The sequence below is a fragment of the Pseudomonas sp. BF-RE-25 genome (assembly GCF_019956105.1).
Classification (GTDB): domain Bacteria; phylum Pseudomonadota; class Gammaproteobacteria; order Pseudomonadales; family Pseudomonadaceae; genus Aquipseudomonas; species Aquipseudomonas migulae.
The window spans coordinates 1-11,855 of record NZ_JAHBDB010000024.1; the positions used below are offsets into that span (position 1 = coordinate 1).

Sequence of the window (11,855 nt, forward strand, 5' to 3'; positions counted from 1 at the left end):
CCGCCTGGCCAACGGAAGCAAATACCCGCCAGAAATCGGCCGGTGCGTACTGCACAAACCCGCCCACTTCGCCCATGTCCGGCACATCGCGCAAGCCTTGCAGCTCACCGTTGGAGGTCCGTCCCGGCAGGTAATTCAGGAACGGCCCGGCGCTGAAGCCACTTGCGTTGAACGCGTCCCAGGTCAGCCCGTCATCGGTGCTCAGGCTGACATCGCCCCAGTCCAGATCGAGGTACGGCACGGGCCGGGTTTCGTAACGGCTGCCGGTTGGGTCGTGCGGCTGATAGCTGAGGCCAACCCCTGCTTCGCCGGTGATGCCGTCTGCTGAAACGTTGGCCGAAAGGCACGTCAGCGCGGCGAATAGAGCAACAGTGATCCTCGACATGAGGCAATTCCTTGAACGGGACATGCGCGCATCAATCCCCGGATCGCGCTCCCGGCGCAAGCACTCATGTTGTTTGTAGCGACCTACAAAAATTGTAGCTTCGAAGACACGAACACACGCCAGAACCCCGCCCCAGCTGGGCCAAACCCGGTTGGCACAGTCCCTGCTCTACCCCCTGTGCAGCGCAGACAGCACACCCGGCGCACACTTTTTACAAGATAGGTAACGCAGATGATTGACTGGCATATCGTGTGTGATTTCGACGGGACCATCACCCGCACCGACGTGATCGACAGCATCCTCCAACGGTTCGCCGACCCGAGCTGGGAAGCGATTGAAAACGAGTGGCTGGCGGGCGACATCGGTTCCCGTGAATGCCTCAGCCGCCAGCTCTCGCTGGTCAAGGCCACACCGTCCGAGCTGCTCGGGTTCTTCGACACAGTCGAGATCGACCCGGACTTCCCCGACTTCGTCGACCACGTGATCGGCCTAGGCGCGTCCCTCGAAGTGGTCAGCGACGGCATCGAGCAAGGCATCGCACGGATCCTGGCGCGCAACTACGTCAGCCTCTTGCCGATCCTCGCCAATCGCCTGCGCCAGCTCGATCACGACAGTTGGCGCATCGACTTCCCCCATGCCAGCGACGCCTGCCGCGCCGCCTCCGGCAACTGCAAATGCAAGTCCACCCCCAGCACCAAACGGGTACTGGTAATCGGCGACGGCCAGTCCGACATGTGCGTGGCCGCCACCGCCGATTTCGTGTTCGCCAAGGATCGCCTGGCCGAGCACTGCGAGCGCAACGGCATCGCCTATGCGCGCTTCGAAAGCTTCGCCGAACTGCCTGCGTTGCTGGCCTTGCTGCCAAGCGCCAACGCCGCCAATGCCACCTCTTTCAACGTAGAAACCTTCAACGCAGAAAATCAGGAACTCCTCCACCATGTCTGATATTCGAATCGCCACCGCAGAAGACCAGATCCTCCTGGATAAAGAAGCCAAATACTGCTCCTACGGCGACACCGTTCACTACATCGACCCGCCGCGTATCTTCAGCCGATGCGAAGGCTCCTACGTCTGGGACACCGAAGACCAGGCCTACCTCGATTTGCAAATGTGGTACTCGGCGGTCAACTTCGGTTACGCCAACCCGCGCCTGAACAATGCGCTGAAACAGCAGATCGATACCCTGCCGCAGATCGCCAGCCAGTACCTGCACAAAGGCAAGATCGAGCTCTCGGAAATGATCGCGGTCGACGCGAAGAAAAAATTCGGCCTCGACGGTCGCGTGCACTTCAACGTCGGCGGGTCGCAGTCCATCGAGGACTCGCTGAAAGTCGTGCGTAACGCCACCAACGGCAAGAGCCTGATGTTCGCGTTTGAGGGCGGTTACCACGGGCGCACACTCGGCGCGTCGTCGATCACCTCCAGCTACCGCTATCGCCGCCGCTACGGCCACTTCGGCGAGCGCGCCAATTTCATCCCGTTCCCGTATCACTTCCGTGGCCCGAAAGGCATGACCAAGGAAGAATACGGCAGCCATTGCGTGCAGCAATTCGCCCGCCTGTTCGAGACCGAATACAACGGCGTCTGGGACCCGAAAGTCGGCCAGAGCGAATACGCCGCGTTCTACGTCGAGCCGATCCAGGGCACCGGTGGCTACGTGATTCCGCCGATGAACTTCTACAGCGAACTCAAGCATGTGCTGGACCAGCACGGCATTCTGATGGTGGTCGACGAAATCCAGATGGGCTTCTATCGCACCGGCAAGCTGTGGTCGATCGAGCACTTCGACGTCAAACCCGACGTCATCGTCTTCGGCAAAGCGCTGACCAACGGCCTCAACCCGCTGGGCGGCATCTGGGCAAAAGAAGAGCTGATCAACCCGAAAATCTTCCCGCCAGGCTCGACCCACTCGACGTTCGCCTCCAACCCGTTGGGCACAGCGGTGGGCCTGGAAATGTTCAAGATGACCAGCGAAGTCGACTACGGCGCGATGGTCATGAACAAGGGCAAGTACTTCCTCGAAGGTTTGAAAGACTTGCAGAAACGCTACCCGATCATCGGCGACGTCGACGGCCTGGGCCTGGCGCTGCGCTGTGAAATCTGCGGCCCGGACGGTTTCACGCCGGACAAGGCCACGCTCGATTTCATGGTCGAAGAAGGCATGAAGGGCGACATCGAAATCGACGGCAAACGCCTGGGCCTGATTCTCGATGTGGGCGGTTACTACAAGAACGTCATCACCCTCGCGCCGTCGCTGGAAATCAGCTATCCGGAAATCGATTTGGGCATCGCCCTGCTCGACCGCTTGCTGCATCGGGCGATGACACGATGAACGAGCAAGAGATCGACATGGGCGAAGGCAGCGCCGGTTTCGTTCTCGGCAGCGGGGAGGTCGCGGTGTTGTTGATCCACGGCCTCACCGGCACCCCGACCGAGTTGCGTCGGGTCGCCATCGGCCTGGCCAAGGCGGGCTGCACGGTGTACGTGCCGACGCTGGCCGGACACTGCGGAGACAACGCCGACCTGCAAGCCACCGGTTGGCGTGACTGGTACGAGAGCGCACGCAATACCTTCATCGGTGTGCGGCGCAAACACGAGCACGTGTTCGTCGGCGGTTTGTCGATGGGCGCGGTGCTGTCGATGTACCTCGCCGCCGAGCATCCGGGGCAGATCGAAGGCTTGTTGCTGTATTCGACGACCCTGCGTTACGACGGCTGGAACATGCCCAAAGTCGCGGTGCTCACGCCGTTGCTGATGGCGATTCCGTTTGGCGTGCACCTATGCCGCTTCAACGAAAAATCACCTTTTGGCATCAAGGACGAACGCTTGCGAGCGGTCGTCGAGCGGCAGATGAAGGCTGGCGAGAGCAGCAATGCCGGGCTGCTGACCATGTCCGGGGTGAGTGTCCGGGAACTGCATCGACTGGTGGCGGCGGTGAAAAAACGCATGCCGCAGATCACCACGCAAACGCTGGTGCTGCACTCGCGCGAAGACGACATCACCAGCCGCTGGAACGCCGATTATGTGGAACGCAAACTCGGCGGTCCGGTGGTGAAGGTTCTGCTCGACGACTGCTACCACATGATCACCGTCGACCTGCAATACCGCCGCGTGGTGGAGCTGAGCGCGGACTTCATCCGGCAACGTTTCATTCAACAGCGCCGCGCCCCGAAACCCATGCGCCAGGACTATCGGCAACTGGCCTGAAGCTGACGAAATCCACGATCCCGGTAGGAGCTGCCGGAGGCTGCGATCTTTTGATCTTGATCTATAAGATCAAAAGATCGCAGCCTCCGGCAGCTCCTACGGACCGGGTGAGGCGGTAACACCTTAAGGAAACGATGTGATCACAGCCCTTGCCTTTTCGACGATCGAGGCCATTGGCCGCGATGCCTGGAATGCCTGCTTCCCTGCCGAGCTGGAGGATTGGAATTACTACCGGGCGGTTGAACGGGCCGGCATCGCAGACTTTCAATGGCGCTATCTGGCGCTGTACGAAGACGAGGTACTGATCGCGGCAGCCGTGGCGTTCACCACCGCTTACTCGCTGGACACCACGGTTCAGGGGCTGGGCAAACGCATCAGCGAACGCCTGCGCCGCGTGTGGCCGGGGCTGTTCGATGTGCGCCTGTATGCCCTCGGTTCACCGGTGGCCGAGCAGTGCCATGTCGGGACCGCACCGCACATCGACGCGGCCCGGCGCGTGGACCTGCTTCAGCAATTATTACGGCTGGCGCGCCACGACGCCGATCAGGCCGGGGTCGGTTTGCTGGCCGTCAAGGATGCTTCTCACCGCGACCCGCAATGGTTGCAGGTGTGTCAGGACGCGGGTCTGCAAAGCATGCCCGGCCTGCCCAGCGCCGAGCTGCCGATCCGTTTTGGCTCGGTGGACGCCTACCTCGGCACGCTCGGCAAATCCACCCGCAAAGACCTGCGCCGCACCCTGCGTGGCCAGGGGCCGCGCATCGAATGGCGGCGCTCGGTCGATGACCTGCTGCCGCGCATGATGGCGCTTTACGAGGCCACGCTGAGCCGCAGCGACCTGACCTTCGAACGCCTGCCGCCCGGCTACTTCCGCCAGGTCCTGGAACACCTCGATGAACGTGCCGCGTGCGTTTTGTATTGGGTCGGCGAAGAGCTGGTGGCGTTCAACCTTGTGCTGTTCGACGAACAGCGCCTGGTCGACAAGTTCTTCGCCCACGACCTGGCCCGGACCCGTGAACACAATCTCTACGTGCGCAGCTGGCTGGCCAATGTCGACTACTGTATTGAGCACGGCATCCCGATCTACGCGTGCGGCCAGGCCGGTTATGCCAGTAAGCTGCGCCTGGGTTGCTCGTTTACCGGCAACACCGTGTTTTTCCGCCATCGCAACCGCTTGCTCGACAGCCTGTTGCGTGTGGTGAAACTGTTTATCCGACCGGACCGTTCCGACCCTGCCATGGCCGCCGCGATCAGCGAGCAGCAATAAGCGAAGCACAATGACCAAAGACTCACGCACCAACGCTCGACCTTTCGCCCTCTCCGGCTGGAGCCTGCAGCGCAAACTGGTGCTGGCGTTCTGGCTGGTCAGCGTCATTCCGACGATGATCGCCGCCGAACTGGCGGCCACCACGCTGTCGCAGATTTTCGACAGCAACGTACGCATCTGGCTGCAGGAATCGACCAAGATCGTCGAGGACGAGATCAGCGAAATCCTGCGCGACAACGCCCGGGTCGCGCAGCTATTCCTGCGTTACACGCGCCCGCCCACCGATCGGCTGGCGAACAAACACGACAAACTCACCACCGACATCGCCGACTCCATGGGCATCGACGTCGTGGCGCTGGTGCGCGCCAGCGATCACAAAGTGGTGTTCAGCACCGCCGCCGACGACATCGTCCGCCAGATCAGCACCGCGCCCAAGGCGGTGCTGCAAACCCTGCAAGTCGGTGGCGTGGCGACCGGCACGGTGGTCTCGACCTTCGAAACGGATCAGGACGGCGTCGAGTACAAACTGGTGATTGCCACCTACCTCGACAACAGTTTCCTCACCAGCGTGGCCGACGTGCACTCGCTGGACCTGCGCCTGTATCTGGCCAAGGCCAATGACTTCTCGGAGATTTTTTCCACCCAGCGCTTCGAGGACCACCCGGCGGCCGTGCCGGAAAAAATCGAACAGATCCTGCGCAGCACCAAACAGCCAATCGAACAATTCACCAACCGCTACAGCGGCATCTACCGGCCGATCCTCAACGAAAACGGCGAGCTGCAAGGGGTGATTTTCAGCGGCCTGTTGCGCCACACCAGCCTGGTCGGGCTGGTCAATCAGAGCAACCTGTTCATCCTGATTTTCCTGCTCAGCTCGGCGGCGTCCCTGGCGGTCGGCTGGCTGGTTTCGCAGCGCCTGACCAAGCCGTTGCGCGGGCTATCCAAAGGCGTACAAGCGGTGATCGCCGGGGATTATCGCCAACGCCTGCCGGTCACCGGCGGCGACGAACTGGCGGAACTGAGCAGCACCTTCAACCACATGAGCGAACGCCTCGGCGAGTTGCAGCATCTGGAATCGCAACTGCGTCGGCGTGACCGCCTGCATGCGCTGGGCGAAGTGGCGATGGGCCTGGCCCATGAAATCCGCAACCCGCTGGGCATCATCAAAACCGCGACGCAACTGCTGCACCGGCGCGCCGATTTGCCCGAGACCGACAAGCGTCATCTGGAATACGTGGTCAGCGAAGTCAGCCGGATCAACGACCTGATCACCGACTTCCTCGACTTCGCCAAACCCAGCGCACCGATGCGCTCGACCCAACTGGCACGCCCGCTGGTGGATGAACTGGCCGGCTTCTGCGCGCCGGAGCTGGCCAGCCACAACATCGATGTGCAAATCGATGATCAATCGCCCACCGCGACGCTTTACGCCGACGCGCGGCAAATCAAGCAGGCCGGCCTGAACCTGATCGTCAACGCCATCGACGCCATGCCCGACGGTGGGCGGCTGACCCTGGGCATCAGCAGCGACCGGCACTACACGGTGATCAGCATCAGCGACACCGGCCAAGGCATTGAACCGGACATGCTCGAACGGATCTTCACACCGTTCGTCACCACCAAGGCCTCGGGCACCGGGCTGGGTCTGGCCAAGGTGTTCTCGATCATGGAGAGTCATGACGGGCGCATCGAATGCGTCAGTGAAAAAGATGCCGGGGCCACATTCACCCTGTACATTCCGGCCAACGGTGAAGACTTCGACGAGGGCAGCGATGACACATAACGTACTGGTGGTCGACGACGAGCCCAAGCTCTGCGACCTGCTGGCCTCGGCGCTCAGTCAGAACGGCATTGTGGTGTTCACCGCCGGCAACGGCCTGCACGCGCTCAAGGTGCTGGAGTGCGAAGACATCGACCTGGTGATCAGCGACTGGCGCATGCCCGGCATGGACGGCCCGCAACTGCTGGCGGAAATCAAAAGCCGTTTTCCGCAGTTGCCGGTGATCGTCATGACCGCCTACAGCACGGTGAAAAACGCCGTGCAGTCGATGCGCAACGGCGCCTTCGACTACATCGCCAAGCCGTTCGACATTGATGAGCTGGACATCACCGTCAACAAGGCCCTGCAATTTCGCGACATTCTCAAAGACAACCAGCGCATGCGCGCCGAGCTCGACGAACACCGGCAGATCGACAGCCTGATCGGCGACAGCCCAAGCTTTCGACGGGTGCTGCACGCCATCGACTCGGTGCGCGAAAGCAACGCGACCATTCTGTTGACCGGCGAAAGCGGCACCGGCAAGGAAATGGTCGCCCGGGCGATCCACACCCACGGCAATCGCGCCGACAAGCCTTTTGTCGCGGTGAACTGCGCGGCAATCCCCGAAGGGCTGCTGGAAAGCGAAATGTTCGGCCACCGCAAAGGCGCGTTTACCGGCGCGGTGGCGGATCGCGTCGGGCGCTTCCAGCAGGCTGACAAGGGCACGCTGTTTCTCGATGAAATCGGCGAAATGCCGCTGGCCTTGCAGGCAAAAATCCTTCGGGCCTTACAGGAACGAGTGATCGAACCGGTGGGCGATCCCCGCGAGCGCAAGGTCGATGTACGGGTGATCGCGGCGACCAACAAAAACCTGCTGGACGCGGTGGCCAACAAGGAGTTTCGCGAAGACCTTTACTACCGCCTCAACGTCTTCCCGATTCCGCTGCCGGCCCTGCGCGAACGGGTTGAAGACATTGCGCCGCTGGCCCGGCATTTCGCCCACACGCTGGGGGCTGCGGCCGGCAAACGTTTCAGCGGTTTCAGCCCGCAGGCGTTGCAGGCCATGGCCCGGTATTCGTGGCCGGGGAATATTCGCGAACTGCAAAACTGCGTGGAGCGGGCGACCATTGTCGCCTCGGGCGCGGTGATTGAAGAGGAAGACCTGCCGGCGTACCTGTTTGCTTCAAGCTCCGCCGACGGCGCCACGTTGATCGCTGAGGGCAGCGTGCCGGCAGACCTGGAAGCGGCGCTGGCCGAGGTGGAAAAAACCTACATTCTGGCGGCGCTGGCACAGAGCAACGGCGTGCAGGCAGCCGCGGCGCAGTTGATCGGGATTTCCGAACGCAGCTTCTGGTATCGGTTGAAGAAGCTGGGGATTCATGTGGACAAGATTGTGCGCTGACTTTCATGCCCACGAGCAGTGCGGGCATGACCTGCGAAGCTAGTGCGCATAAACCTTCTGCAACTGCGCTTGCGTCAGCGCATCTTCGAACGGCACCGGGACTGATTTCACCGCGCCGTAGAGGTTACGGTAACGCCAGTAATTGCCGTTGTTGGCCAGTTGGTAACCGCGCTCGACCACGCGCTGACCATCCAGCACATACCGCAAGGTTTCCTGGGCCGCTTCCGGGGGAGCCGGCAGCATCAGGTCGGTGGCCAGCACGCGCATGGATTCATCGATGCATTCGTCGAGCACAGCGGTGACCTTCGCCAGATCCAGGCTGCCGTCGTCGATGCATTGCTTGCCGCAACGGCGTATCGGCTGACTGGCCACTTCGATGCGCATGCGGTACAGCGCCATCCCGGCAATGTCCTGAACCTGCACCTGATTGATCAGCACAAAACTGCCGCGATCGGGGGTGAGCATCAGTTTGGGTTCGATCACCAGCCGCCCGGTGACCTGCCCTTCGCCCTGCTTCAGTCCTGCCGAGTGCGATGCCTGTTGATAACGCTGTTGCAGACGTTCCTGCAACGGCACACCGGCGAGCAGGTCGGCCATTGGACGTGAATCCTTGAGCGCAACCTTTTCCGCATCGCGCTGCAAGCTGCCACTGCCCATTTGGGTGTTGATCAGGCTCGCCACCAGCAGACCGGCCAACCCGGCCGTGTTGCCGGAACTCGCCACCAGGTTATGACTCGACTCCGCAGCCTCCTGCGCCGCCTTGGCGTCAATCACCGTGCTCGCACCGACAAACGCCTGCGGCAACTGCATGTCCACTTTCAGCCCATGAGCCTGGACGTAGGACGCAGCACTCTGCGACTTGAAACCGGTCTCGGGCGCGGGTTTCTGTGCACAACCGGCAAGCATCAGCAGGGGCAGCGCGCAGGCCCCCAAGATCGAGCGCTTCATTGCTCGAACGGCGTGATCATTTGCTGACGGCTATTGTCCATGGCCTGGTAGAAGGCGTTGGACAGGTTGGTGTAGGTCGGTTCATCCCACTCACCCTGGGCCGCTTGCACCGCAGTGAAAGGTTTGAACCACAGCAGTTTGTTGTCGGCCAGATCGACCACCATGCCCTGCCCGCTCACCTGCGCCATCGGAACGCTGGTCGGCACAAATCCGTAGTAACTGCGGGTAGCGCCGGTGGCGAAGACATTCACCAGCAACAGACGATCGACGCCATAAGCGCCCTTGACCGGCGTGAGGTCACGGCCCACATATCCTTCACGGAAACTGGTTTCCTTATAGGCATTCAGGTCAACCGGCTCGTTGATCCGCTTGACCTTGTAGCCCTTGGCCTGAAGCTTGGCGACGATGACATCCGGCAACGTGTTCAAGTCGCGCACTTGCCATTTTTCGACGTTGTCACTGAGTTTGCTGTTCACGCCCCGGTTGATTGCGTAATCGAGCATCCCCTGTTGACCGGTCAGCGCCAGCACCGGCGCCGGCACCACAGTGATGGCCACGCCGATGGTCGGCTCTTTGGCATCCCAGAATTGTTTGTCCAGCGGAACAGGCGGTTGAACGTGGGCGCAGCCGGTGAGGGTCAGGCAGGCAAGCAGTGTCAGCGCCGCCCAAGTGCGAAAAGCATGAAAAGTCATGGATCATGTCCCTATGAATGAAAACGTTGCTGTTTATGTCGGCAGCAACGGCTGAAACAATAGTGGCACATTGATATATTTGTTTTCAACTGGCGCCGATCAACTGACCTTTCCGCCCTTCACTTCACTCATGATCTGCCGGATAGCCCCGACAAATGTCTCCACCGGTTGCCCGCCGCTGACTGCGTATTGCCCGTTGAACACCACCGTCGGCACCGAACTCACCCCCCGCGACAGCCACAACTGCTCCTCCTCACGCACCTCTTTGGCGAACTCGTCCGAGGCCAGGATCGCCTCGGCCCGCTGCCGGTCCAGGCCAACACTTTGCGCGATCTGCGCCAACTGAGCGTGGTCGGACGGATTGCCGCCCTCCGTGAAATACGCTTTGAACAACGCCTCTTTCAGATTGAACTGCAACCCTTCCAGCCCCGCCCAGTACAGCAAGCGATGCGCATCGAACGTGTTGTAGATGCGGCTGTTGCCGTCGGTGCGAAAGGCGAACCCGACTTCGGCACCACGCGCACGGATCATTTCGCGGTTCTTCTGCGACTGCTCCGGGGTCGAGCCGTATTTCTCGGTGATGTGTTCGGTGATGTTCTGCCCTTCCGGGCCCATCTTCGGGTTCAGCTCGAACGGCTGGAAACGGATCTCGGCCTGGACCTCGTCCCCCAGCAGATCCAGGGCACGGGTCAGGCCGTACAGCCCGACAACGCACCAGGGGCAGGACACGTCGCTGACGAAATCGATTTTCAGGGGGGTACTCATCACTCACCTCTCGGGCTGGATACGGGCCGGAAAAGTTGAACGATACACCTGTGGGTCTGAGTACATCAGTTAGAAATTGGTTGGCTGTCAGGCCGTCATCGCTGGCAAGCCAGCTCCTACAAGGTCAGGTGTGTCAACCCGGTCTGTAGGAGCCGGCTTGCTGGCGATGGGGCCTTCAAACCTTGCATCGTTGTCGAGGCCGCCATCGTTACAAGAGGTTGTGTTCGGCCACCGGATCGATCTGTGCCCAATGCGAAGTGTCCTCGCGGTGGGCCTGCAAATAGGGCAGCACCGCCGCGAGCAATGGCGCTTTGAAGGCTTCCTGAAAACGATGGGCCAGCCCCGGAATCAGCTTCAACTGGCTGCCACGAATATGCGCCGCCAGGTGCACGCCATGCATCACCGGCAACAGCGGATCGGCAGTGCCATGAACCACCAGCGTCGGCACCCGCAGTTGATTGAGCAGTGCCACCCGGCTCGGCTCCGCGAGGATCGCCATGATCTGACGCTTCACACCCTCGGGGTTGAACGCACGGTCATAGGACAGCGCCGCCTGATGCAACAGCGCCTGCCGATCATCACTCACCGACGGGCTACCCAGCGCCGCCAACAAATCAGCCTGCTGCTCCAGCGCCACTTCACGATTCGGCGCGCCACGCCGCGAAAGCAGTTGTACCAGCGCCGCGTTCGGCGCCGGCAAGCCTTCGGCACCGGAACTGGTCATGATCAGCGTCAGGCTCTCGACCCGCTGCGGCGCCATGGCCGCCATGTGCTGGGCGATCATCCCGCCCATGCTCGCGCCCAGCACGTGGAATTGCTCGACGTGCAAGGCATCCATCAAACCCAGCGCATCGTCGGCCATGTCGGTCAGGGAGTACGGCGCCGATACCGGCAAACCGAGTTTGTAGCGCAGCACTTCGAAGGTCAGGTTGGCGTCGGCAGGCGATTGCCGCCAGGTGGACAGGCCGACATCGCGATTGTCATACCGAATCACCCGAAAACCCTGCTGACACAGCGCAACCACCACCTCGTCCGGCCAGTGAATCAACTGTCCGCCCAGGCCCATCACCAGCAGCAACGCAGGATCGGAGGCACGGCCGATGCTCTGGTACGCCAGGCTCACCTGCGCCAGATCGACCCGTTCGGTCGGAACATTGACATCGCATCGAGACGCCGCAAAGGACGGAAGACCAAAGAACAACGCGGCCAGGAAGGCCGCCGTTGATAAAAATCGTGCACGCATGAAAAACACCGAAACGCAGAACCCCAGTAGAGCGCGAGTCTGATGAAGTTTGTTGAAGCGCGCTGCCACAGTTACGTGACAGTTTGATGAAGATTGCTGAACGGTCATTTTTCAAGACCGCGTTATCGTTCATCGCGAGCAGGCTCACTCCCACATTGGATTGATGTCGTGCACAAAATCTGTGATCAAC

General features: G+C 61.2%; 11 protein-coding genes. 6 read left to right on the forward strand and 5 right to left on the reverse strand.

Going from position 1 to position 11,855, the window contains the following annotated elements:
- Positions 1-385, reverse strand: a 385-nt coding sequence (locus KGB24_RS12915) for a MipA/OmpV family protein (protein WP_223463948.1), incomplete at its 3' end; no start/stop codon positions are given.
- A gap of 231 nt (positions 386-616) precedes the next feature.
- Between KGB24_RS12915 and KGB24_RS12920 the strand changes: the two genes are divergently transcribed.
- From KGB24_RS12920 to KGB24_RS12945, 6 genes are all read left to right on the forward strand, one after another.
- Positions 617-1,330: an MtnX-like HAD-IB family phosphatase gene (locus tag KGB24_RS12920; RefSeq protein ID WP_223416009.1), complete on the forward strand. Its 714-nt coding sequence runs from the start codon at positions 617-619 to the stop codon at positions 1,328-1,330.
- A complete protein-coding gene (locus KGB24_RS12925) occupies positions 1,323-2,717 on the forward strand; it encodes an aspartate aminotransferase family protein (protein ID WP_008032198.1) in 1,395 nt (464 codons plus the stop codon). Before KGB24_RS12920 ends, KGB24_RS12925 begins: the two co-directional genes overlap by 8 nt.
- Positions 2,714-3,592: an alpha/beta hydrolase gene (locus KGB24_RS12930; RefSeq protein WP_223416008.1), complete on the forward strand. Its 879-nt coding sequence runs from the start codon at positions 2,714-2,716 to the stop codon at positions 3,590-3,592. Before KGB24_RS12925 ends, KGB24_RS12930 begins: the two co-directional genes overlap by 4 nt.
- Before the next feature lie 136 nt (positions 3,593-3,728).
- Positions 3,729-4,856 (forward strand): GNAT family N-acetyltransferase, encoded by a 1,128-nt coding sequence (locus tag KGB24_RS12935; protein WP_223416007.1) that lies wholly within the window; start codon positions 3,729-3,731, stop codon positions 4,854-4,856.
- 10 nt (positions 4,857-4,866) lie between these two features.
- Positions 4,867-6,639, forward strand: a complete 1,773-nt coding sequence (locus tag KGB24_RS12940; RefSeq protein WP_223416006.1) for a sensor histidine kinase — start codon at positions 4,867-4,869, stop codon at positions 6,637-6,639.
- Positions 6,629-8,017, forward strand: coding sequence for a sigma-54-dependent transcriptional regulator (locus KGB24_RS12945; RefSeq protein ID WP_145317465.1), 1,389 nt, complete (start codon positions 6,629-6,631; stop codon positions 8,015-8,017). The genes KGB24_RS12940 and KGB24_RS12945 overlap by 11 nt, the downstream gene beginning before the upstream one ends.
- A 39-nt stretch (positions 8,018-8,056) precedes the next feature.
- Here KGB24_RS12945 and KGB24_RS12950 read toward each other — a convergent pair whose 3' ends face one another.
- From KGB24_RS12950 to KGB24_RS12965, 4 genes are all read right to left on the reverse strand, one after another.
- Positions 8,057-8,965, reverse strand: a complete 909-nt coding sequence (locus KGB24_RS12950) for a hypothetical protein (protein ID WP_223416005.1) — start codon at positions 8,963-8,965, stop codon at positions 8,057-8,059.
- The gene (locus tag KGB24_RS12955; protein WP_008032209.1) at positions 8,962-9,657 is read right to left on the reverse strand and encodes a hypothetical protein; all 696 of its coding nucleotides are present in this window, start codon (positions 9,655-9,657) and stop codon (positions 8,962-8,964) included. Before KGB24_RS12955 ends, KGB24_RS12950 begins: the two co-directional genes overlap by 4 nt.
- A 99-nt stretch (positions 9,658-9,756) precedes the next feature.
- Positions 9,757-10,422, reverse strand: a complete 666-nt coding sequence (locus tag KGB24_RS12960) for a DsbA family oxidoreductase (RefSeq protein WP_223416004.1) — start codon at positions 10,420-10,422, stop codon at positions 9,757-9,759.
- Positions 10,423-10,630: 208 nt separating this feature from the next.
- On the reverse strand, positions 10,631-11,665 hold the full coding sequence (locus KGB24_RS12965; protein WP_008032212.1) for an alpha/beta fold hydrolase: 1,035 nt from the start codon (positions 11,663-11,665) through the stop codon (positions 10,631-10,633).
- Positions 11,666-11,855: the final 190 nt, after the last annotated feature.